The organism is Streptomyces cinnamoneus, from assembly GCF_002939475.1.
In the GTDB taxonomy this organism is placed as follows: Bacteria; Actinomycetota; Actinomycetes; order Streptomycetales; family Streptomycetaceae; genus Streptomyces; species Streptomyces cinnamoneus_A.
On record NZ_PKFQ01000001.1, the window covers coordinates 4,329,999 to 4,352,004 of the forward strand.

General features: G+C 73.3%; 21 protein-coding genes. 10 read left to right on the forward strand and 11 right to left on the reverse strand.

Translation table 11 applies throughout. The annotated features are described in order from the left end of the window. Nucleotides 1-5: 5 nt before the first annotated feature. From CYQ11_RS19115 to CYQ11_RS19130, 5 genes are all read right to left on the reverse strand, one after another. A complete protein-coding gene (locus CYQ11_RS19115; RefSeq protein ID WP_099201529.1) occupies nucleotides 6-620 on the reverse strand; it encodes a Maf family protein in 615 nt (204 codons plus the stop codon). A gap of 29 nt (nucleotides 621-649) precedes the next feature. Then, a complete protein-coding gene (locus CYQ11_RS19120) occupies nucleotides 650-2,122 on the reverse strand; it encodes a peptidoglycan D,D-transpeptidase FtsI family protein (RefSeq protein WP_099201689.1) in 1,473 nt (490 codons plus the stop codon). Between the two features lie 131 nt (nucleotides 2,123-2,253). Next, a complete protein-coding gene (gene mmpB, locus CYQ11_RS30665) occupies nucleotides 2,254-2,382 on the reverse strand; it encodes a morphogenic membrane protein MmpB (RefSeq protein WP_275666447.1) in 129 nt (42 codons plus the stop codon). Between the two features lie 105 nt (nucleotides 2,383-2,487). Further along, complete coding sequence (locus tag CYQ11_RS19125; RefSeq protein WP_099201528.1) at nucleotides 2,488-2,694, reverse strand: acyl-CoA carboxylase epsilon subunit; 207 nt, start codon at nucleotides 2,692-2,694, stop codon at nucleotides 2,488-2,490. Between the two features lie 39 nt (nucleotides 2,695-2,733). Beyond that, nucleotides 2,734-4,323 (reverse strand): acyl-CoA carboxylase subunit beta, encoded by a 1,590-nt coding sequence (locus CYQ11_RS19130; protein WP_099201527.1) that lies wholly within the window; start codon nucleotides 4,321-4,323, stop codon nucleotides 2,734-2,736. Nucleotides 4,324-4,461: 138 nt separating this feature from the next. On the opposite strand from CYQ11_RS19130, the gene CYQ11_RS19135 reads away from it, so the two are divergent. The 5 genes from CYQ11_RS19135 to hutH all read left to right on the forward strand — a co-directional run bounded on the left by CYQ11_RS19135 (nucleotide 4,462) and on the right by hutH (nucleotide 10,781). Further along, complete coding sequence (locus tag CYQ11_RS19135; RefSeq protein WP_099201526.1) at nucleotides 4,462-5,313, forward strand: biotin--[acetyl-CoA-carboxylase] ligase; 852 nt, start codon at nucleotides 4,462-4,464, stop codon at nucleotides 5,311-5,313. 130 nt (nucleotides 5,314-5,443) lie between these two features. Then, nucleotides 5,444-6,601: an adenylate/guanylate cyclase domain-containing protein gene (locus tag CYQ11_RS19140; RefSeq protein ID WP_099201525.1), complete on the forward strand. Its 1,158-nt coding sequence runs from the start codon at nucleotides 5,444-5,446 to the stop codon at nucleotides 6,599-6,601. Nucleotides 6,602-6,903: 302 nt separating this feature from the next. Then, on the forward strand, nucleotides 6,904-7,713 hold the full coding sequence (locus CYQ11_RS19145; protein WP_181143704.1) for an enoyl-CoA hydratase/isomerase family protein: 810 nt from the start codon (nucleotides 6,904-6,906) through the stop codon (nucleotides 7,711-7,713). A gap of 306 nt (nucleotides 7,714-8,019) precedes the next feature. Continuing rightward, entirely contained in the window at nucleotides 8,020-9,117 is a 1,098-nt protein-coding gene (locus tag CYQ11_RS19150; protein ID WP_099201688.1) for a GGDEF domain-containing protein, read from the forward strand. A 119-nt stretch (nucleotides 9,118-9,236) separates the two neighbouring features. After that, on the forward strand, nucleotides 9,237-10,781 hold the full coding sequence (gene hutH, locus CYQ11_RS19155; protein ID WP_099201523.1) for a histidine ammonia-lyase: 1,545 nt from the start codon (nucleotides 9,237-9,239) through the stop codon (nucleotides 10,779-10,781). On the opposite strand, the gene CYQ11_RS19160 is transcribed toward hutH, so the two are convergent. Then, nucleotides 10,778-11,185, reverse strand: a complete 408-nt coding sequence (locus tag CYQ11_RS19160) for a cell wall protein (protein ID WP_099201522.1) — start codon at nucleotides 11,183-11,185, stop codon at nucleotides 10,778-10,780. The two genes, hutH and CYQ11_RS19160, sit on opposite strands and share 4 nt — an antisense overlap. Nucleotides 11,186-11,516: 331 nt before the next feature. Here CYQ11_RS19160 and CYQ11_RS19165 point away from each other — a divergent pair, with 331 nt between their 5' ends. Both CYQ11_RS19165 and CYQ11_RS19170 read left to right on the forward strand, forming a co-directional pair. Further along, a complete protein-coding gene (locus tag CYQ11_RS19165; RefSeq protein WP_099201521.1) occupies nucleotides 11,517-12,785 on the forward strand; it encodes a L,D-transpeptidase in 1,269 nt (422 codons plus the stop codon). 228 nt (nucleotides 12,786-13,013) lie between these two features. After that, nucleotides 13,014-14,246, forward strand: coding sequence for a DUF2786 domain-containing protein (locus tag CYQ11_RS19170; RefSeq protein WP_420894529.1), 1,233 nt, complete (start codon nucleotides 13,014-13,016; stop codon nucleotides 14,244-14,246). A 100-nt stretch (nucleotides 14,247-14,346) separates the two neighbouring features. Here the strand turns inward: CYQ11_RS19170 and CYQ11_RS19175 are convergent, their stop codons facing one another. Next, complete coding sequence (locus tag CYQ11_RS19175; RefSeq protein ID WP_099201519.1) at nucleotides 14,347-14,769, reverse strand: acyl-CoA thioesterase; 423 nt, start codon at nucleotides 14,767-14,769, stop codon at nucleotides 14,347-14,349. 135 nt (nucleotides 14,770-14,904) lie between these two features. Here CYQ11_RS19175 and CYQ11_RS19180 point away from each other — a divergent pair, with 135 nt between their 5' ends. From CYQ11_RS19180 to CYQ11_RS19190, 3 genes are all read left to right on the forward strand, one after another. Beyond that, on the forward strand, nucleotides 14,905-15,249 hold the full coding sequence (locus CYQ11_RS19180) for a DUF1330 domain-containing protein (RefSeq protein WP_099201518.1): 345 nt from the start codon (nucleotides 14,905-14,907) through the stop codon (nucleotides 15,247-15,249). Nucleotides 15,250-15,342: 93 nt separating this feature from the next. Then, complete coding sequence (locus tag CYQ11_RS19185; protein WP_099201517.1) at nucleotides 15,343-15,471, forward strand: SapB/AmfS family lanthipeptide; 129 nt, start codon at nucleotides 15,343-15,345, stop codon at nucleotides 15,469-15,471. A 338-nt stretch (nucleotides 15,472-15,809) separates the two neighbouring features. Beyond that, entirely contained in the window at nucleotides 15,810-16,595 is a 786-nt protein-coding gene (locus CYQ11_RS19190; RefSeq protein WP_107489260.1) for a trypsin-like peptidase domain-containing protein, read from the forward strand. 401 nt (nucleotides 16,596-16,996) lie between these two features. Here the strand turns inward: CYQ11_RS19190 and msrA are convergent, their stop codons facing one another. From msrA to CYQ11_RS19215, 4 genes are all read right to left on the reverse strand, one after another. Further along, nucleotides 16,997-17,644 carry a peptide-methionine (S)-S-oxide reductase MsrA gene (gene msrA, locus CYQ11_RS19200; protein ID WP_099201515.1) on the reverse strand — a complete coding sequence of 216 codons (648 nt, stop codon included), beginning with the start codon at nucleotides 17,642-17,644 and terminating at the stop codon, nucleotides 16,997-16,999. An 82-nt stretch (nucleotides 17,645-17,726) separates the two neighbouring features. Further along, a complete protein-coding gene (locus CYQ11_RS19205) occupies nucleotides 17,727-18,767 on the reverse strand; it encodes a DUF4034 domain-containing protein (RefSeq protein ID WP_099201514.1) in 1,041 nt (346 codons plus the stop codon). 57 nt (nucleotides 18,768-18,824) lie between these two features. Continuing rightward, nucleotides 18,825-20,612, reverse strand: a complete 1,788-nt coding sequence (locus tag CYQ11_RS29945) for a M48 family metalloprotease (RefSeq protein WP_146104706.1) — start codon at nucleotides 20,610-20,612, stop codon at nucleotides 18,825-18,827. Between the two features lie 239 nt (nucleotides 20,613-20,851). Then, nucleotides 20,852-21,943: a hypothetical protein gene (locus CYQ11_RS19215; protein ID WP_099201513.1), complete on the reverse strand. Its 1,092-nt coding sequence runs from the start codon at nucleotides 21,941-21,943 to the stop codon at nucleotides 20,852-20,854. Between the last annotated feature and the right edge of the window lie 63 nt (nucleotides 21,944-22,006).

Below are 22,006 nucleotides of genomic sequence, written 5' to 3' on the forward strand. Positions count from 1 at the left end.
CTACGTCACCGCGCCCAGAGGTCCGTGATCTGGACCTCCAGCTCCGCGAGCAGATCCCGGAGCAGCGGGAGCGACAGGCCGATGACGTTGCCCGGGTCGCCGTCGATGCCCCGGACGAACGGGGCGGAGCGGCCGTCCAGGGTGAAGGCGCCCGCCACGTGCAGGGGCTCGCCGGAGGCCACGTAGGCGGCGATCTCGGCGTCCGTCGGCTCCCCGAAGCGGACCGTCGTGGAGGCGGTCGCCGAGGCGCGGCGGCCGTTGGCGGTGTCGACGACGCAGTGCCCGGTCCGCAGGACGCCCGAGCGGCCGCGCATCGCCTTCCAGCGCGCGGTGGCCTCCTCGGCGTCGGCCGGCTTGCCGAGCGCCTGGCCGTCCAGCTCCAGCACCGAGTCGCAGCCGACGACCAGGGCCCCGGCGGCCGCGGGCCGTGCGGCCACGGCCGCGGCCTTCGCCTCGGCCAGCACCAGCGCCAGCTCGCCCGGCGTGGGGGCGTCCAGCGCGTCCTCGTCCACCCCGCTCACGACGACCTCGGGGGCCAGCCCGGCTTGGCGCAGCAGGCCGAGGCGGGCGGGGGACTGGGAGGCGAGAACGAGGCGGCGCTGTGCGGTCATGCCCGCCATCGTAGGACGGCGCGGGTACGGACGGGCCCTCACTTCTTGAGCACCGACTCCATGACCTTCTTCGCGATCGGCCCGGCGAGGGTGCCGCCGTGGACGTCGTCGCGGGCGATGTCGGAGCCGCGGGGGTCGATGAAGACGGCGACCGCGACCGACTTGCCCTCGCCGTTCTTCGCGTACGACACGAACCAGGCGTACGGCGTCTCCTTGTTGTCCACGCCGTGCTGGGCGGTGCCCGTCTTGGCGCCGACGGTCAGGCCGTCGATGAGGGCGGGCTTGCCGGTGCCCTCTCCGGCCGTGTTCTCCATCATCTGCTGGACCTTCCGCGCGGCGTCCGCCGAGACGGCCTGGTCCATGACCTCGGGCTTGTGCTTCTCGACGGTCGACAGGTCCGGGCTGCGCAGCGAGTCGACCATGGAGGGCTTCATCAGCTTGCCGTCGTTGGCGAGGGCGGCGGTCATCATGGCGATCTGCAGGGGCGTCGCGTCGAGGCTGCCCTGGCCCATGCCGGTGAGCGCGGTCTGCGCCTTGTCGATGTCGCTCGGGTAGACGCTCTTGGCGGCGCGGACCGGCGTGTCGACCTTGGCGTCGTTGAAACCGAACTTCTCCGCCGTCTCGCGCATCCTGTCCTTGCCGAGCCGGGCGGCGAGGTCGAGGAAGACGTTGTTGCAGGACCACTGCATGGCGACCTTGAGGGACGCCTTGTCGCAGGGCGCGGAGGGGATGTCGTTGCGGACCTGGGTCCGGGTGCCGGGCAGGGTGTACGGGGCGGGGGCGCCCGAGGGTGCGTCGATGTCCGAGACGATGCCGTGGTCGAGGGCGGCCGCGGCGGTGAGGATCTTGAAGGTGGAACCCGGGGGGAATCGTTCCTTCAGTGCCCGGTTCGCCATCGGCTTGTCCTTGTCGCCCTCCAGGGCGGTCCACGCCTTCTTGTCCTCGCCCGAGCTGCCGGCGAAGACCGACGGGTCGTACGAGGGGGTGGAGGCCATCGCGAGGATCTTGCCGGTGGCCGGCTCGATGGCGACCACGGCGCCCTTGTACTTGCCCAGGCCCTGGTAGGCGGCCTTCTGGGCGTCGGGGTCGATGGTGGTGACGACGTCGCCGCCGCGCGGCTTCTTGCCGGTGAGCATGTCGGCGGTGCGCCGCAGGAACAGCCGGTCGTCGCTGCCGCTCAGCCACTTGCCGTCGACCGATTCGGCCTCGAGCTGGGTCCCGCCGTAGATCTGCGAGAAGAACCCGGTGACCGGCGCGTACAGCGGGCCGTCCGTGTAGGTGCGCTTCCACTTGAGGTCGCTGCCGGTGGTCTCCGTGGAGCCCGTGATCGGATGGCCGCCGACGATGATGTTGCCGCGTGGCTGGGCGAAGGCGGCGATCCTGACCCGCCTGTTCCACTTGCTCTCGGACAGTTCGTCGCCGCGCGCGAACTGCAACCAGGTGGCCTGCAGCAACAGGGCGAGGACGAGCAGGCCGCTGAACACGGCTATATGGCGTACGGGCTTGTTCATGGCGTGCAGCACTCCCCGGTTCGCGTCCTATCACTGGGCATGACGTGAATCGGGTGATTCTGGTTGCAGCTGGTGCAGACCTGTGCGGAATCTGTGGATGTCCGGCCAGGGAACGGCTCGGCGGCGGGGATTCAGCTCACGCCCAGCAGCAGGAACAGCAACACCATCCCCACCGCCAGCACCACCCCCGCCCGCCGGAGCATGGCCTGCGCCTCGCGCAGCTCCTCGGGCGGTTCGTCGGACGGGTCGTACCAGAGCATGGCCCCCATGGTCCGGCGGGAACGCGCGTGGCGCCTGAGTACGCGTACTCAGGCGCCACGGGTAAATCCGGCGGCCGCCCGGCCGGGGCCGGGCGGCAGGCGGGCTCAGGCCGGCCAGTAGGCCGTGCGCCAGGCGCGCGGGCCGGGCCGCGGGGTGCGCCGGGCGGCGGCCAACCGGGCGGGGCTGGCCCACTCCGCGCGGTCCTGGGCCGGCGGCGCGGCGGCGGCACCGGCCGCCGCGCGCGCCTGAACCACCGCCAGTGCGGCGGCCAGCTCCTCGGGGGTCGGGTTGCCCCGGACGACCTTGATCACGTCAGCGTCCCTTCCTTCGTGACCGAAGACGGCGGCTGCTTACAGGGGGATGTTGCCGTGCTTCTTCGGCGGCAGCGCCTCGCGCTTGTCCCGCAGCGCCCGCAGCCCGCGCACGACGTGGCGACGGGTGTCCGACGGCGCGATCACCGCGTCGACGTAGCCCCGCTCGGCCGCCTCGTACGGGCTGAGCAGCGTGTCCTCGTAGTCGGCGATCAACTGGGCGCGCAGCTCCTCCTGCTCCTCCGGCGACGTCGCCGCCGCGAGGGAGCGGCGGTGCAGGATGTTGACCGCGCCCTGGGCGCCCATGACGGCGATCTGGGCGGTCGGCCAGGCGAGGTTCAGGTCCGCGCCCAGGTGCTTGGAGCCCATGACGTCGTACGCGCCGCCGAACGCCTTGCGCGTGATCACGGTGATCAGCGGGACCGTCGCCTCGGCGTAGGCGTAGATCAGCTTGGCGCCGCGGCGGATGATGCCGTTGTACTCCTGGTCGGTGCCCGGCAGGAAGCCGGGGACGTCCACGAAGGTCAGCACCGGGATGTTGAAGGCGTCGCAGGTGCGGACGAAGCGCGCGGCCTTCTCGCTGGCGTTGATGTCCAGGCAGCCGGCGAACTGCATGGGCTGGTTGGCGACCACGCCCACCGGGTGGCCCTCGACCCGGCCGAAGCCCGTGACGATGTTCGGCGCGAACAGCGCCTGCGTCTCCAGGAACTCCCCGTCGTCCAGCACGTGCTCGAAGACCGTGTGCATGTCGTAGGGCTGGTTCGCCGAGTCCGGGATGAGCGCGTCCAGGTCGCGGTCGGCGTCCGAGACCTCCAGGTCGGCCTCCTCGGGGAAGACCGGCGGCTCGGAGAGGTTGTTGGACGGCAGGTAGGACAGCAGCGCCTTGAGGTAGTCGATGGCGTCCTTCTCGTCGCCCGCCATGTGGTGCGCCACGCCCGAGGTGGTGTTGTGCGTCCGCGCGCCGCCCAGCTCCTCGAAGCCCACGTCCTCACCGGTGACCGTCTTGATGACGTCCGGGCCGGTGATGAACATGTGCGACGTCTGATCCACCATCACCGTGAAGTCGGTGATCGCGGGGGAGTAGACCGCGCCGCCCGCGCAGGGGCCGACGATCAGCGAGATCTGCGGGACGACGCCGGAGGCGTGCACGTTGCGGCGGAAGATCTCGCCGTACATGCCGAGGGACGCCACGCCCTCCTGGATGCGCGCGCCGCCCGAGTCGTTGATGCCGACGACCGGGCAGCCCGTCTTGAGGGCGAAGTCCATCACCTTGACGATCTTCTGCCCGAAGACCTCGCCGAGCGCCCCGCCGAAGACCGTGAAGTCCTGGGAGAAGACCGCCACCGGCCGGCCGTCCACCGTGCCGTAGCCGGTGACCACGCCGTCGCCGTACGGGCGGTTGGCGTCCATGCCGAAGTTGGTCGAGCGGTGCCTCGCGAACTCGTCGAGCTCGACGAAGGACCCCTCGTCCATCAGCAGGTCGACGCGCTCGCGCGCCGTCAGCTTGCCCTTGGCGTGCTGCTTCTCCACCGCCCGCGCGGAGCCGGCGTGCGTGGCCTCCTCGATGCGGCGCTGGAGGTCCGCGAGCTTCCCCGCGGTGGTGTGGATGTCGTGTTCCGGCTCGGACATCGGGATGCGGCTCCTGCTCGTCCAGAGGGTGTGGGATGACCGGTGCTACCGGTTCGTAGGGTATCGGCGCGACCGCGCCGCGACAGTGCGTCGTTGGCCACACCGTTTCGCCGCCGAATGCCTCCTATGGTGGCTGTTATGACCCCCTCCGACGCTTCCGGAAACCGCTGGTCCGACCTGGACCGCCCACCGCTCAACGCCACCGCGCTGCGCCGCGGGCTGCTGCGCCCCGGCGGACTGTGGACCTCCTTCGACGTGGTCCAGCGGACCGGCTCCACCAACACCGACCTCGTGGCGGCCGGCGGCGAGGAGGGTGCGGTGCTCGTCGCCGAGGAGCAGTCCGCCGGCCGCGGCCGCCTCGACCGCACCTGGTCCGCCCCGCCCCGTTCCGGGCTCTTCTTCTCCGTCCGCCTCACCCCCGGCCCTGGGGTGCCCCCCGAGCGCTGGGGCTGGCTGCCGCTGCTCGCCGGCGTCGCCACGGCCACCGCCCTGTCCGCCGCGGCCGGCGTCGACACGGCCCTGAAGTGGCCCAACGACCTGCTGGTCACCGTCGGGGACGAGGAGCGCAAGACCGGGGGCATCCTCGCCGAGCGCACCGGCGACAGCGTCGTGGTCGGCATCGGGCTGAACGTCTCGCTGCGCGCCGACGAGCTGCCCGTGCCCGGCGCCGGCTCCCTGGCGCTGGCCGGGGCCGAGGTCCTCGACCGCGACCCGCTGCTGCGGGCCGTGCTCCGCTCGCTGGCCGACTGGTACGAACGCTGGCGCGCCGCCGGCGGTGACCCCGCCCGCTGCGGACTCCAGGAGACGTACGCGGCCGGCTGCGCCACCCTCGGTCGGACCGTACGGGCCGAACTGCCGGGCGGGCAGGCGCTGGTAGGCGAGGCCGTCGCCGTGGACGGTGACGGTCGGCTGGTGCTCGCGACGGCCGACGGAGTGCAGCAACCCGTCGGAGCGGGTGACGTCATCCATTTGCGGCCGGCCGGGTCGTAAACGTCGTAAAGAGTGAGCGCCGTGCCGTCGGGAGAGTGAGCTACGGCACACCTGACGTATCGTTGTGCACGGAACCTAGGCGAGCAGTGATCGGCAGGGCAGTGCGCACGGATCGGACAGGGGGCGGCCGGTGACCGCCGACGAGACGGGGAGTGCTGCGCCCGGGGCCGCCGAGGAGGGCCCTCCAGACGAGGCGGCCCGGGGGCGTGGCGACGCCGGCGACCCCGCCGCCCGTGAGGTCGAGGAGGACTTCGACGAGGAGGAGGGCGACCCCCTCGCGCTCCGGCTGGAGTCCCTCATCCTCGGCGCCGAGCGGCGCTACACCCCCTTTCAGGCCGCCCGCGCGGCCGGCGTCTCCATGGACCTGGCCGCCCGCTTCTGGCGGGCCATGGGCTTCGCCGACATCGGCCAGGCCAAGGCGCTCACCGAGGCCGACGTCCTGGCGCTGCGGCGGCTCGCGGGCCTGGTGGAGGCCGGGCTGCTGAGCGAGCCCATGGCCGTCCAGGTCGCGCGCTCCACCGGACAGACCACGGCCCGGCTCGCCGACTGGCAGATCGACTCCTTCCTGGAGGGCCTGACCGAGCCTCAGGAACCGGGCATGACGCGGGCGGAGATCACCTATCCGCTCGTCGAGCTGCTGCTGCCGGAGCTGGAGGAGTTCCTCATCTACGTCTGGCGGCGGCAGCTGGCCGCCGCCACCGGCCGCGTCGTGCAGGCCCAGGACGACGCGGAGATGGTCGACCGGCGGCTGGCCGTCGGCTTCGCGGACCTGGTCGGCTTCACCCGGCTGACCCGGCGCCTGGAGGAGGAGGAACTCGGCGAACTGGTCGAGGCCTTCGAGACCACGGCCGCCGACCTCGTGGCCGCGCACGGCGGCCGGCTGATCAAGACGCTGGGCGACGAGGTGCTCTACGCGGCCGACGACGCGGGCACCGCCGCCGAGATCGGGCTGCGGCTGATCGAGACGCTGTCCCACGACGAGACCATGCCGGAGCTGCGCGTCGGCATCGCCTTCGGCACGGTCACGACCCGGATGGGCGACGTCTTCGGCACCACCGTCAACCTGGCCAGCCGGCTGACGTCGATAGCGCCGAAGAACGCCGTGCTCGTCGACGGCGCCCTGGCGGAGGAGCTGACCCGCAGCGGCGACGCCCCCAAGTCCGAGGCGGACGCCGCCGCGGCGGAGGACCACCCGGCCTACCGCTTCGCGCTCCAGCCGATGTGGCAGCGGCCCGTGCGCGGCCTGGGCGTGGTGGAGCCGTGGCTGCTGACGCGCAGGGGCGACTGACCCCCTGGGCCGGCGGGTGCTCGTGCCGTCCGCCCGCTTCCGGCGGGCGGTGGCGGGCCGCGATCGCACGGTCCGTGAGCGCGTGCTCGTGCCGGTGAGGGCGCGCCCGCGGGGCCGGGTGCCGTTGGCCGCGTGTGCCTGATCGCGAGGCCCAGACCGCGCTCCCGCGTCCGCGGGCCCGTGACGTCGTGGCCGTCGTGGCCGCAGGGGACCCGGCCGGCCGTGTGACCGGCGCCCCCAGGGGTCTGGCCCACCGGGCCGCGTCCGGGCATGATCGGGTCCGACAGAAGCCGACCGGGAGGGTGAGCCGCGTGAGCGAACAGCGCTTCGGAGAATGGATCGCGATCCGTACCCACGAGAACGGCCACGTCGCCGAACTCGTGCTGGACCGGCCCAAGGCGATGAACGCCGTCTCCACCGAGATGGGCCGCGGCGTCATGGAGGCCACCGCCGCCCTCGCCGCGGACCGTGACGTGCGCGCCGTCGTGCTGACCTCCTCCCACGAGCGGGCCTTCTGCGTCGGCGCCGACCTGAAGGAGCGCAACTCCTTCACCGACGCCGACCTGCAGCGCCAGCGCCCCTTCGCCCGCGCCTGCTACACGGGCGTGCTGGAGCTGCCCATGCCGGTCATCGCGGCCGTGCACGGCTTCGCCCTCGGCGGCGGCTTCGAGCTGGCACTGTCCTGCGACCTGATCGTCGCGGACCGCACGGCCGTGGTGGGGCTGCCCGAGGTGTCGGTCGGCGTGATCCCCGGCGGGGGCGGCACCCAGCTGCTGCCGCGTCGCGTCGGGTCGGCCCGGGCCGCCGAGCTCATCTTCAGCGCCCGCCGGGTGCAGGCCGAGGAGGCCCACGCGCTGGGCCTCGTCGACCAGCTCGTCCCCGAGGGCCAGGACCGTACGGAGGCCCTGGCGCTGGCCGGGCGGATCGCGGCCCACTCACCGGTCGGGCTGCGTGCCGCCAAGCGGGCGCTGCGCCTGGGCCACGGCCTCGACCTGAGGGCCGGGCTGGAGGTGGAGGACGCCGCGTGGCGCACGGTGGCCTTCTCCGGTGACCGGGCGGAGGGCGTGGCGGCCTTCAACGAGAAGCGGCGCCCCGACTGGCCCGGCGAGTGATCCGCCGTGCCGGGCCCCGGCCGCGGTGAGCCGGACCCCCGTCACGCGGGAAGTCCGGCCGGGGAAGCCGGAGGTGGGGCTGCGGCGATCCGGCCCCGTCCAGGCCCCCGGACGCAAGGAACCGGCGTTTTCAGGGGCTGAAAACCGGCGTTCCCAGCGAATGATTCCGGCCACGAGGCGGAATGAGCCGAACATTCTTACGCTGGAGTGCGAGATCCGCACACGGTGACGGAATGTGAGGCCCGGGTGGCAGGGAACGGGGAGTGCGACGCCCGGCTGCGCGCCGTCGTGGAGCTCGCGCAGGCGATGGCGGCGGCGCCGTCCCCGCTGGAGAGCGTGGAGGCGGCCGCCGAAGGCGCGCGCCGGGCCCTGGGCGGCACGTTCGCCGCCGTCTCGGTCTGGGAGCGCGAGCACGGCCGGCTCCGGGTGCTGGTGAACGCCGGTGAGCGCACCGGCGGGGAGGAACGTTTCCCCAGTGCCGAGTCCTACCCCGTGCACGATTTTCCGGAGATCGCGGAGTTCCGGCACGAGCACTGGATGGGCGGCCAGCCGCACGCGTGGGTGGAGACCGCGGGCGACGTGGACGAACACGGGGGCACCTTCCGCCACCAGAGGGTCGCCGCACTGCGGCGGCGCGGGCGGGGCTGCTGTGTGATCGCCCCGATCGTGCTGCACGGGCGGGCCTGGGGCGAGCTGTACGTCGCGCGCCCGGCCGGGGCACCGGTCTTCGACCGTACGGACGCGGACTTCGCGACCGTTCTCGCCGCCGTGACGGCGTCCGGCATCGCCCAGACCGAACGGCTGGAGGAGGTGCGCAGGCTGGCCTTCACCGACCCGCTCACCGGGCTCGCCAACCGGCGGGCGGTCGACGCGCGGCTCGACGAGGCGGTCGAACGGCACCTCGGGGACGGGGTGGTGGTCAGCCTGGTGGTCTGCGACCTCAACGGCCTCAAACGGGTCAACGACACCCTGGGGCACGCGGTCGGCGACCGTCTGCTCGAACGTTTCGCGTCGTTGCTGTCGCTGTGCGGCGCCCAGTTGCCGGGGGCGCTGGCCGCGCGGCTGGGCGGTGACGAGTTCTGCCTGCTGACGGTGGGGCCGACGGCGGACGAGGTGGTCCGGGTGGCCGACGAACTGTGCGGGCGCGCGGGCGAGTTGGAGCTGGGCGAGGGCGTGGCCTGCGGCATCGCCTCCACCGGCGACCCCATCGGCCCCCTGCGGTCCGCGCGGCGGCTCTTCCGCCTCGCGGACGCCGCCCAGTACCGGGCGAAGGCGGCGCGGGCCGCGAAGCCGGTGGTCGCGGGGCGCGAGGGGGGCCGTGAGGACCCGGTGGTGCGCCTGGCCGACCGCCCGCCGGAGCCGCCGCGGGCCGAGCGCCGCCGGTTCCGGGGGCGGCGGGGGTAGGCGGAGGCCCGCCACCCGGCATGTCGCGCTCGTCCGCGGCGTTGTAACGATCAGGAGGCTGGCGGACGCGAAAAATCCGCTAGTGACAGCTAGCGATTCAGTCTCTAGGGTGCCTGAATATGGATATGCACACTGTGGTGGTGGGGCCGGCCGGGACGACCGCGGACGACGTGATCGCCGTGGCGCGCGACGGTGCGCGCGTCGTCGTGTCGGACGAAGCGCTCGCGGCCGTCGCCGCGGCCCGTCAGGTGATCGACGACCTCGCCGCCAAGCCCGACCCGGTCTACGGCGTCTCCACCGGCTTCGGCGCCCTCGCCGTCCGTCACATCAGCCCGGACCTGCGCACCCAGCTCCAGCGCAACATCGTCCGCTCGCACGCCGCCGGCATGGGCCCGCGCGTCGAGCGCGAGGTCGTGCGCGCGCTGATGTTCCTGCGCCTGAAGACGCTCGCCTCGGGCCACACGGGCGTGCGCCCGCTCGTGGTGGAGACCATGGCCGCCATCCTCAACGCCGGGATCACCCCGGTGGTGCACGAGTACGGCTCGCTGGGCTGCTCCGGCGACCTCGCCCCCCTGTCGCACTGCGCGCTCACGCTCATGGGCGAGGGTGACGCGGAGGGCCCCGACGGGGTCGTGCGGCCGGCCGCCCAGCTGCTCGCGGAGCACCGCATCGAGCCCGTGGAGCTGCGCGAGAAGGAGGGCCTCGCGCTGCTGAACGGCACCGACGGCATGCTGGGCATGCTCGTCATGGCCTGCGCCGACCTGGCCCGCCTGATCACCTCGGCCGACGTGACCGCCGCGCTCTCCCTGGAGGCGCTGCTCGGCTCCGAGAAGGTCCTCGCCCCCGAGCTGCACGCCATCCGCCCGCACCCCGGGCAGGCCGCCAGCGCCGGCAACATGCTGCGCGTGCTGACCGGCTCCGGCCTCACCGGCCACCACCAGGACGACGCTCCGCGCGTCCAGGACGCCTACTCCATCCGCTGCGCCCCGCAGGTCGCCGGCGCGGGCCGCGACACGCTCGCGCACGCCCGGCTCGTCGCCGACCGCGAGCTGGCCGCCGCCGTGGACAACCCGGTGGTCCTGCCCGACGGCCGGGTGGAGTCCAACGGGAACTTCCACGGCGCCCCCGTGGCGTACGTGCTGGACTTCCTCGCGATCGCCGCCGCCGACCTCGCCTCCATCGCCGAGCGCCGCACCGACCGGCTCCTGGACAAGAACCGCTCGCACGGCCTGCCGGCGTTCCTGGCCGGGGACGCGGGCGTCGACTCGGGGCTGATGATCGCGCAGTACACGCAGGCGGCGCTGGTCAGCGAGATGAAGCGGCTGGCCGTGCCCGCGTCGGTGGACTCGATCCCGTCCTCCGCCATGCAGGAGGACCACGTCTCCATGGGCTGGTCGGCGGCGCGCAAGCTGCGGACGGCCATCGACGCGCTCGGCAAGGTCGTCGCCGTCGAGCTGGTCGCCGCGACCCGGGCGATCGAGCTGCGGGAGGGCCTGGTGCCGGGCCCGGCCGCGCGGGCGGTCATCGAGGCCGTACGCGCGGCGGGCGTGGAGGGACCGGGCGGGGACCGCTTCCTGGCCCCCGACCTGGCGGCGGCCGAGGCGTTCGTGCGCGCCGGGAAGCTCGTCGAGGCGGCCGAGCCGCTGACGGGGCCGCTGGCCTAGGCCGACGGCCGGCGGAGCGCCGTGCGCGACCTGCGCGCGGCGCCCGTCACCAGCGCGCCGCCCGCGGCGAGCAGGGCGATGCCCCCGAAGACGTACGGGGTGGTGTCGACACCGCCGGTGGCGGCGAGGGCGAGGTCGGCTGAGGCCGCCTCGCCCTTGGCGTTCGCCGGGACGTTCGTCTGGGCGTTCGCCTCGGCGGTCATGTCGCTTTTGGCGTTCGTGGTGTTCGCGTTGCCCACGGCGCTGCCCGGGCCCGTGGTGCCGGGGGCGGGTCGCGGGGAGGCCGAGGCGGCTGGGGGCCGGTTCACCGGCTGCTCGGCCGTCGCGTTGGCGCTGGGGACGAACCACACGGCGCTCAACAGTGTTCCGGCGGCCACGGCGGTCAGCAGCGGGCGTGCGGTCACAGGATGAATCCCCCTAGCGGCGACGAGGATTGGTGAGGGAAGACGGGGTCGTGGATCTCCGGCGAGCCCCGACTGACACGATGTTAGTGAGCGGGACGCCCGCCGGGGAAGCCGCGCTTCCCGGCGGTCCTGTAACAGCGCGTCCGCCCTTTATCAAGACCCCGGTTGCCGTGTCCGCCCCCGGAGGGGCTTTACTGGCGTGGTCTTCCCCACACTTGGCCGAAGGGTGGAACGGCTGATTCGGTGCCGGCGTTCTTGAAGGGTGTAGCCGGGATACGGGTCACCCCACGAGCCCCACGGTCGGCTCGGGGGATTTCGGGGTCCAGGAGCAATGGAGAAGCGTGTGATGACGTACGGCAAGCGCCGCAAGGGCCTGGTGGCCGCGGCCGCTGTGCTCGGCGGTGTACTGACTCTGGCAGCCTGCGGCGGCGACGGCGACGACGACGCCAAGGACGGCTCCGGCAAGTCGCAGGGTCAGGTGGACGCCGCGGCGGCCAAGGACGCGTCGAAGGCGCAGATCAAGATCACGCCCAAGGGCGGGACGACCGACGCCGGCATCAGCACCGACGCCGTCCAGGTCACCGTCAGCGACGGTGAGCTCACGAGCGTCAAGATGACGACGGAAAAGGGCACCCCCGTCGAGGGTTCAATATCTTCGGACAAGAAGACCTGGAAACCGAACAGCCAGCTCGAACGTTCGACGAAGTACAAGGTCGTCGCCGAGGCAAAGGACGACAAGGGCCGCAAGGCCACCGAGAACTCCTCCTTCTCCACGGTCTCCCCGGCGAACAGCTTCATCGGCGCGTTCACCCCGGAGGACGGCTCGACGGTCGGCGTCGGCATGCCCGTGTCGATCAACTTCAACAAGCCGATCAAGGACCGCAAGGCCGTGCAGTCGCACCTGGAGGTCACCTCCAGCAGCGGTCAGAAGGTCGTGGGCCACTGGTTCGGCGACCAGCGCCTGGACTTCCGTCCGCAGGACTACTGGAAGGCCAACTCGCAGGTCACCCTGAAGATGAACCTCGACGGCGTCGAGGGCGCCCCGGGCATCAAGGGCGTCCAGAACAAGACGATCAACTTCAAGATCGGCCACGCCCAGGTCTCCACGGTCGACGCCAAGACCCACAAGATGACGGTCACGCGCGACGGCCAGGTCGTCAAGACCATCCCGATCTCGGCCGGCAGCCCGTCGAACCCGACCTACAACGGCAAGATGGTGATCTCCGAGAAGTTCAAGGAGACCCGCATGGACGGCTCCACGGTGGGCTTCTCCAAGGCCGACGGCAAGGGCGAGTACGACATCAAGGACGTGCCGCACGCCATGCGCCTGTCCACGTCGGGCACGTTCATCCACGGCAACTACTGGGGCAGCGGCGTCTTCGGCGTCGCCAACACCAGCCACGGCTGCGTGGGCCTGGAGGACAAGCAGGGCGCGGACGACCCGAACACGCCGGGCTCCTGGTTCTTCTCCAACTCCATCCTGGGCGACGTCGTCGAGGTGAAGAACTCCGACGACAAGACCATCGCCCCGGACAACGGCCTCAACGGCTGGAACATGGACTGGAACCAGTGGGTCCAGGGCAGCGCCACGGGCTCGTGACGCCCTGACCGAACCCCGGCAGGGGCCCTCCCGGCGGATCTCCGCGGGGAGGGCCCCTGTGGTTTTCGCGGAGGCGTCGGCCTCCCGGGCCGGGACAATGGGGGTGCGGCCGTGCCGAGCGGCGTATCCCGTCCAGGAAGAGAGACCGTGGCCAAGGGCAAGAAGCAGCCGGGACAGCCGGGACAGCCTGGGTCGTCGCAGCGGCCCGAGCGGCCCGACGAGAAGGAGCTGGCACGGGACGTCGAGGCGGCCGTGCGGGGGCTGCGGGGGCTCGGCGGGGACGATCTCGACGACGCCGTCTACGCCGCCGCGTCCGCGCTGGCCGCGGCGCCCGCCGGCTGGGAGGCGGTCGGGCGCGCCGTCCTGCGCTGCGCCGAGGGGGCGGTGCGGCGCTGCTGGGAGGGCGGCTGGCAGCCGGCCGACGTCGTCCGGCTCGTACGCCGGGACCTCGCCCCCGGCCAGGAACGCTTCACCGTCGACGTGATCGCCGCCGAGGCCCGCCGGTACGCGCGGGACACGCTCGCCCCGCGCTGGGCGGCGCAGCTGGAGGAGCTGGACGCCCGGGTCCGGTGGGAGGACACCGCCGCGACGGACGGCTTCCTTGAAGGGTTCGCGCGGCGGGAGCGGCTGAGCCGGTTCGAGACGGTGGCGTGCGCCCTGGGCGTGCTGCGGCTGATCGCGGGGCTGCCGCGGATCGGGGCGGTGGGGCCGCTGCCGGGGGCCGCCCACGTGACGGTGCCGGCCGCCGTGGAACCCCGCATGCTCGGCCGCATCCGGGCGCTGCTCGCCAAGGCCGAGTCCACGCAGTTCCCGGAGGAGGCCGAGGCCCTCTCGGCGAAGGCCCAGGAGCTGATGGCGCGCCACTCCCTGGACGAGGCGCTGCTGGCCGCCGCCTCCGACGCGCCCGCCGACGGGCCGGGCGCCTGCCGGATCGGCGTCGAGGGCCCGTACGAGTCCGCGAAGGCGCTGCTCCTGGACGCGGTGGCGGCCGCGAACCACTGCCAGGCCGTCTGGTCGGGCGAGTACGGATTCTCCACCGTCGTCGGCTTCGACGCCGACCTGGAACTGGTGGAGCTGATGTACACGTCGCTGCTGGTCCAGGCGACCACCGCGATGCGCCGTGCCGCCGACGACCACCACGCACGTGGCCGCTCCCGGCGCACGCGGGACTTCCGCGAGTCGTTCCTGATCGCCTACGCGGGCCGGATCAGCGACCGCCTGTCCGCCGCCGCGCACGACGTGGCGGCGGAGGACGACCGTCCGGAGGTGCTGCCGGTGCTGGCCGCCCGGGACGTGGCGGTGGGCGAGACGGCCGGGCGGCTCTTCCCCCAGACGACCTCACACCGGCTCAGGGGCCGCGACGCGGAGGGCTGGGCGCGGGGGACGGAGGCCGCCGACGCGGCGGTCATCGCGCGTGGCCGGCACGACCGTCCCGGCCGCCGCGGCCCGGGGGCGGCGTGAGCCGGCCCCGGGGGAGGAGACTTGGACGGGGGGCTCAGAGGGGGGAAGAGCCTCAGGTGGGGGAGGAGAATGAGAGGTTCGGAAAGGAAGACGTAGGGCTTCAGAGGCCGAGCACGCGCGTGTCGGACGCGAGCGCGCGGAAGTACCCGGCCGGCTCGGCCACCAGCCGCCGCTCCCGCAGGTCCAGCAGCCCGCCCACGCTCGTCACTTCGGCGGCGAGCGTCCCGTCGGCCTTCACGATCCGCTGGTCGATCCGGAACGTCTTTCCCCCGTCGTAGGCGAACGCACAGCTGACGCCGACCTCGTCGCCCGCCCGCAGCTCCCGGTGGAAACGCAGGTTCGTCTCCAGGTTGACGGGCCCCACACCCTTCTCCAACAGGGCGCTCTGCCGGATGCCGGCGGCCTCCAGCGCACACCAGCGGGCGTGCTCGGCGTACTGCATGTACACGCTGGTGTTGAGGTGGCCCTGGGAATCGGTCTCGTAGCCACGGACGGTGACGGTCACGCTGAATGGTTCGCTCACGGCTGCTTCAAACGCGGGACCGCACGGGGGCATTCCCGCCACTCCCGCTTACCCCGCCGGTAATCGACCCGCGCACCAGGTTCGCGGCAGTGTGGTCGGCGCAAGGGGGAGACCACCGCATCCGCAGGAGGACACATGACCGCGTACGCGCTCGCACACCTCGCCCAGGGCGCGCCGAACGCCGACGTCCTGGAGTACATGGAGCGGATCCAGACGACGCTGGACCCGTTCGGCGGCCGGTTCCTCGTGCACGGGGCGACGGTGGAGGTCCGCGAGGGGACGTGGCCGGGCGCCCTGGTGGTGATCGGCTTCCCGGGCATCGCCGAGGCCCGCGCGTGGTACGACTCGCCCGCCTACCAGGACATCCTGCCGCTGCGGACCCGGCACCTCGCAGGCGACCTGCTCCTCGTCGACGGGGTGGCGCCGGGCTACGACCCGAAGAGCCTGGCGGACAAGCTCCGCCCGCAGATCGCGGCGTGAGGCCTCGCCGGGCGCACGCTCCCGGCGCCCGGGTGCGCGGCCTGGCGGGCACCGGCCCCACGGGGCATCCATGGGGACGGGAGGTGAGAGGAAATGGTGCTTCTCGACCTGCAAGTCATGAAGCCGGGGGAGGGCGAAGAGGTGCTCCTGCACTTCGGAGCGAGCGTCGGCGCGAGCGAGCTCAGCTTGCTGCTCTGCCACGATCCGGAGGAACCGGAGTGACCGTGAGAGCGAGGGGGCACTCCGGGTGGGTGCCCCCGACCAGACCGCGGGCAGCGGTCACCACACCGCCGAGCTGTTGCCCGAAGCGATCGACTGCGTGTCGCCGCTCTCCACCCGCCGCGCAGCAGGACGTTGCCGCTCTCCACGCGCCGAGCAGCGGGAACAGAGGCCGGTGGCCTCCTTCGACGGCCGTGAGCAGGTGGCCGGGGCGAGTGCTTGATCAGATCTCGTGACAAAAACGCATCCGTGTTCTTCCATGTGCGTGATTGCCGATGCGGCAGTCGGCTGGGGCCGTTGTCCCCTCCCGGCCGTACCCGTCCCGTACAGGAAGTGATCGCATGCTGCGTGCGTTACGCACCCTCGGTCTCGCCGTTCTCGCGGCTGGCCTGACCCTCACCGCGACCCCGGCCGCGACAGCCGCCCCGGCCGCCGCCACCGCCCCCGCCCGGGAGCTCACGCCCGTCGGCGGCGGCACGGGGATCATCTTCCGGATGACCCCGACCCCGGAGGAGCGCCAGGGCTTCTACGTCTGCACCCTCACCGCCGTCGGCCGCGACAACGCCGGCAACCTGGTCGGTCTGACCAACGCCCACTGCTTCATCGACGAGAAGGGCAACAAGCTGGTCGGGGAGAAGGTCTACCGGGACACCTCTCCCGCCGGGACCGCGGCCGCCCCGGCCGACCTCAACGCCAGCCGCCCCGACCTGGAGACGGGCCCCATCGGCACCGTGACCTCCGTCAGCACGCCCAACAACCTGCTGAACGCCGGACCCAAGGGCCTCGACTTCGCGGTCATCAAGCTGGACGAGTCGAGAGTCGCCCCCACCGCCACCGTCGGCGGAGTGACCATCTCGTCGATCGGCGCCCCGCCCGCCAACGGCACCCGCATGTGCAAGCAGGGCCACCGGACGGGCCTGACCTGCGGCATCAAGCTGGGCACCCACGACATCTGGTTCACCCACCTCATCTGGACCAACGGCGGGGACTCCGGCTCCCCCGTGGTCAGCGGTCAGACGCTGGTCGGAAACGCCTGGGGCGCGCAGCACAGTTCGGCGATCCTCGACATCATCGCTGAGATGAACGCCAACGGCGGCGTCGGCGCGGGATTCCACCTGGCGACCTGAGCCGGCCGGGGCACCGCCCCGCCCCGCGCCTCGGGGCGGCCCCCGCCGGATGTCAGTACGCGGACACGACGTCAGCGCGTGCTGCGGGGCGCCCGGCCAAGTGATCCTGCGGCCTGGAGAGTCCAGCCTGGCGGCTTCGGCCTAGCGGCTTCGACCGGGCGCCTGATCGCGCGCATGCTCGGCGCTGTCGCCCGGCATGAAGCCGAGCACAAGGCAGAGCGCAAGGCCGAGCGCCAGCAGCGGCCGCGCCGCCAGGCCACGGAGGCGGGAAGGGTGGGCAGCGCTGAGCGGTTCTCTCCCGGCATCGGGGGCATCGAGATCCGCACCCACGGGAGACGCTCTGTGGGCGTTGACCAGGTGATGCCCCGGAGCCGGCACGGCCGTGCGGGGCGCCCCGGAGTTCAGTCCTGGGCGGGTGCGACGCCGACAGGGCAGCTGACGCCCGTCCCGCCGATCCCGCAGTAGCCCGCCGGGTTCTTGGCCAGGTACTGCTGGTGGTACGCCTCCGCGTGGAAGAAGGGGGGCGCGGGGGCGATCTCCGTGGTGATCGGGCCGTAGCCCGCCGACGTCAGCACCGGCTGGTACGCCGTGCGCGAGGACTCCGCCGCCGACTGCTGGGCGGGGGAGTGGGTGTAGATCGCCGAGCGGTACTGGGTGCCCACGTCGTTGCCCTGGCGGTTGCCCTGCGTGGGGTCGTGGGACTCCCAGAAGACCTTGAGGAGGGTCTCGTACGGCACCACCGAGGGGTCGAAGACGACGCGCACCACTTCGGCGTGGCCCGTCAGGCCACTGCACACCTCCTCGTAGGCCGGGTGCTGGGTGCCGCCGCCCTGGTAGCCGACGAGGGTCGTCCAGACGCCCTCGGTCTGCCAGAAGATGCGCTCCGCGCCCCAGAAGCAGCCCAGGCCGAAGTCGGCCACCGCCAGGCCCTCGGGATACGGGGGCGCCAGCGGGTTGCCGAGCACCGTGTGGCGCTCCTGGAGGGCGAACTGCGGGGCGGGGCGGCCCTTGAGGGGCCCCTCGGGGTTCTGCTGGCGGTTCGGGGACATCCGGCTCTCGCTCTCCTCGGCTCAGTGGTCCGTCGACAAGAACGTACGGCCGGGGCCGTGGATTCCGGCCCCGGCCGGGCGGTCAGCGGCGGGCGCCCGCGATCGCCGCGTCACGCACCTGGCAGAACGCCTCCGCCGGCTCGGGGGCGTACGCCCACGGCTCGGCCCCCACGTGGCCGTCCACCCGCCGGAACTGTTCCACGGCCTCCGCGTACCGCTCCTGCGTGGTCAGGATGAACGCCAGGAAGTGACGCGCCTCCGCCAGGCGGGGGTGGTCCGGCCGGCACGCCGCCACGTCCATCAGCGCGGCGTCGACCATGATCGTGAGGTCCACCGAGCGGTAGGCGACGTCCGGGGCGTCGTCGTCGAGGTGGTCGTGCCAGTGCAGCAGCGGCAGCAGCGTCATCAGGTGACCGGGCGGGGCCGTCCGCGCCGCACCCCACGCGAACTCGCGGACCAGCTCGTCGGAGCCGTGCCACCTCGGGTACCAGTACAGGAGCGCGGACCGGTGGGCCCCGAAGTGGTACGGGGCGCGGGCCGTCACCTCGGCCCACAGCTTCCGCATCTCCTCGTGCGGCGCGCCCAGGCCCTTGTACAGCGCGATCTGGGCGGCGTACGGGGTGGGGTCCTCGGGCGCGGCCAGCGACACCGCGCGGTCGAAGTCCTCCCGGGCCTCCGCCAGCATCCGGTGGAAGCCGGCGAACTGCTCGGCCGTGGTGTCCTTGGCCCAGGCCGCGCCGCGGATGTCCCAGGCCACCGTCACCTTCGCGGAGGCCTTGACGACCGCCGCGGCAGGGTCGCCGGGGCGCGCCGCCTCCCAGGCCCGGAGCCAGGCGTCGTCCTTGGCCGCCTCACCGGCGACGATCCCGACGAGGGCCGAGCGCCGCTCCCAGTCGGTGCCCGTGGCGGCGAGCGCCTGCGCGGCGGGCTGCCAGTCGCCCCGGGCGAGGGCCGCCACCACGGCGTCGGCCTCGGGGTCCGGGAAGGAACGTTCCGTGTTCTGCCGCTCCGGCGGCAGCCAGCCCTCGGCGGCCAGCTGGGCGGCGGACTGTGCCGCGCGCCGCTTCTGTCTGATCCAGAAGAAGGCGGGCACGGCGATGACGAGGAGGAGGGACAGCAGCATGCCTGAGGGTCATCCGATCGGTAATCGAGAGGGCGGGAGAGGAAGAGTGGAGACAAGTCAGAAGGCGGGGGCGGTGGTGCGCAGCAGCTCGCGCAGTGGTGCCGTGTCGGGGACGTCGTCGACGGCCTGCCGTACCGCCGCCGCCACCGCCTCGTCGGCCCGGACGCCCGTCGGCAGCAGCAGCCGGGCCGGCTCCGCCCAGGACGGCTGCCAGCGGGCCGCCGCCGTGTCGGCCAAGGTCAGTTCGGTGAGGTTGCACAGCCCGGAGTACAGCGCGGGGCGCAGGAACTCCCGCGCGGCCCGGCCCCGCGCCCGGGCGGCCTCCGGGGACTTGGGCAGGTGGCCGGCGACCTGCCACAGCAGGCCCGCGTCGACGGCGTCGAGGAACGCCGCGAGGTCCGCCGCGGGGGCCGGTCCGGGGGCCGGCGGCGCGGGGACGGGTGCCGATGTCCCGGCTCCCGCCGGGTCCGCCGCGTGAGCCGGCGGTGCGGGGGCGGCTGTCGGCGTCGGGGCCACCGCGTCGGTCGGTCGTGCCGGCACGGGCGCCGGAAACCCGGCCGTCGCGTCCGCCGTGATGACCGTCCCCGCCGCCGCCAGCGCCTCCCGTACCGGACGCGCCTCCTCCAGCGTCAGCGCGTACATGGTCCGGTGCGTCAGCTCCGGCCACTCCACCCGTTCCAGGGCCAGGGCCTCGGGGGTGAGGACGGCATCCTCAAGATCCGCCAGGACCCGCTCCACGTCGCGCAGCAGTGTGAGCGCGGGCCGCGCCGGCGCCGCTTCGCGGCCGTCGTCGGGCAACGCCTCGATCAGGCGGCACCGGTCGGCCAGCGGCGGGTGGGTGTCGTACGGGGACGGTTCCTCAGACGGGGGTTCGCTCCGCAACTCCGCCAGGTCCTCCTGGCGTTCCGGGGCCGTGAGCAGGTGTCGCAGGCCGCCGAAGACCTCGCCTCGCGGCGGGAGGAGGCCCGCCGGGACGCCCATCGTCGCGTAGCGGCTCATGTAGAAGTCGTGGGCCGCACCGAGGGCGGCGGTCTCGCGGAGCGCCGAGGCCGTGGCGTCGCGTCCGGCGATCCGCGCCGCCGTCCGGTCGGCGGCGAGTTCCTGCGCCCGGCCCGCCCCGTGGGTGGCCCGCAGGTAGAACCGGGCGTACGCGAGGAAGGGCCTGGCCATCGTCCGGTAGGTGAGCCCGGCCCTGCCGGTCTTCACCGGCTTGGCCTCGCGGCCCTTGGCGACCGCCTTGGCGGCGGCCCTCTCCTGGCGCGAGTGCTCCTTGTCGATCCGCTTCCGTTCTTGCTCCTGGAAGGCCTCCACGGTCCGCAGCACGCTGTCGCGGCCGCGGTGGGTGATGCCGGCGAGCCGGGTGTCGGTGTTGCCGTAGTGGGCGAGCTCATGGGCGAGCACGGCGTGCAGCTGCGGCTCGGTGAGCCCGGTCAGCAGCGGTACCCCGACGTAGAGCCGGCGGGGGCCGGGCAGCAGGCCGAGCAGGCGGGCGTCCTCGGAGACGCCCGCGTTCGCGTCCCCGGTGAGGAGGATCGTGTCGGGCGGCCGGGTGTCGGCCCGCTCGGCCAACGAGCGGACCGTACGCCACAGTTCGGGCTGTTCGGCGTCCGTGACGGGCAGTCCGGCGACGTCGGCGTGGCCCGGCCTGCCGAGCGTCAGGGTTCCCCGGACGACGGGGACGCCCAGCAGGACGGACAGGACGGTCAGCTTGACCGCGACCGCGGTCGGTGCCCAGGTCCAGGCCGCGACGTCGGCGCCGAGCAGCGCGCCGAGCACGGCCAGCGTGAGCAGATGGAATCCGGCCAGCAGGGCGAATGCCCGTAAGGCGCGCAGAGATGTGCCCACAGGGCAGAGTCCCCCACCTGAAGGGTCGGCGAAGCAACAGCTAGGGGATCATATGTGCGATTGGGGTGCAGGTGGGTGGAATTTCGCCGGGCGCCGAACCGCGCGCGCCGAACCGCGCGCGCCGAACCGCGCGCGCCGAACCGGGCGCCGAACCGGGCGCCGAACCCCGCCGGGGGCCGACCTCCGCCCTTGTCCCCCGATCACACCGGGGCCGGCCCCCTGCGCCTCCCCACCGTCCGCTACGCGGAGTGCCGCCCCGCCTCGAAGCCCGCCACCGCGATCGCCCGGTACGCGGCGTACGCGGCCACCGGGTCCTGCTCGTACGTCCACGGGAGCGCCCCGATGTGGCCGTCGATCTTCCGGAACTGCTCCAGGGCCTCCCCGTGGCGGTCGGCGCGGACCAGGAACCAGGCCAGGAGGTGGCGGACGTGCGGCAGCACCGGGTGGTCCTCCGGGGCATGGTTCACCGCGTACTGGGCGGCCTCGACCGCGTCGCGGATCACCGCGCTCTGGAACAGGCTCCGCACCAGCTGCACGTCCGGCAGGTGGTCGAAGACCGCGAACAGCGGCAGAGCGGGCAGCAGGCTGCCCTGCGGCGCGCTCGCCGCGGCGGCCCGCGCGAAGGACTCGGCGCGCTCCCGGGAGCCGTGCCACTTCGCGCTCCAGTAGCGCAGCGCCGACAGGTGCGCGCCCATGTGGTGCGGGGCGCGGGCCGTGACCGTCTCCCACAGGGACTGGAACTCCGCCTCGCTCGCGCCCAGGCCCCGGGCCACGCCCAGCTCGACGATCGCCGGGACGGGATCGCCCGGCGCCAGCAGGGCCGCCTCGGCGCGGACCGAGCGGGCCTCCTCAAGGATCATGCGGTAGTCCTGCGACGACGGGTCGCGCATGGCCTGCTGGACCAGGAACTCGGCCTGCACCGCCGCGCCGCCCGGGTCCTTCGGGGCCACCACGCGCCAGTGGCGCAGCCACATGCCGCCCGTGCCCGGCGCCTCGGCGAGCTCGGCGGCCGCGGCGCCCGCCAGGGTCTGCACCCGCTGCCAGCGCAGCTCGGCGGCGGTGGTCGCGTCCGTGCGGGCCAGCAGGTCGGCGGCGGGCTTCCAGTCCTGGGTGCGGCGGGCCTCCTCCACGGCCGTCAGCAGCTCCGGGTCCGGGCCGGGCAGCCGTACGTCCAGCCGCTCGGGCGGTGCGAAGCCGTACGCGCCCGCCGGGTCGACGGCCGGGCCGGCGCCCCGCAGCGCGTCCTCCCCGGCGCGCCTGCGGCGCAGGGCGGGCACCACCACGAACCCGCACACGACGACGAGTGCCAGCAGGATGATCAGAAACTCCATGCGTTGTCCTGAAACCAGAGAGGGATGAGAAACGGCGACATAGACGGACAGGGACGACCAGCC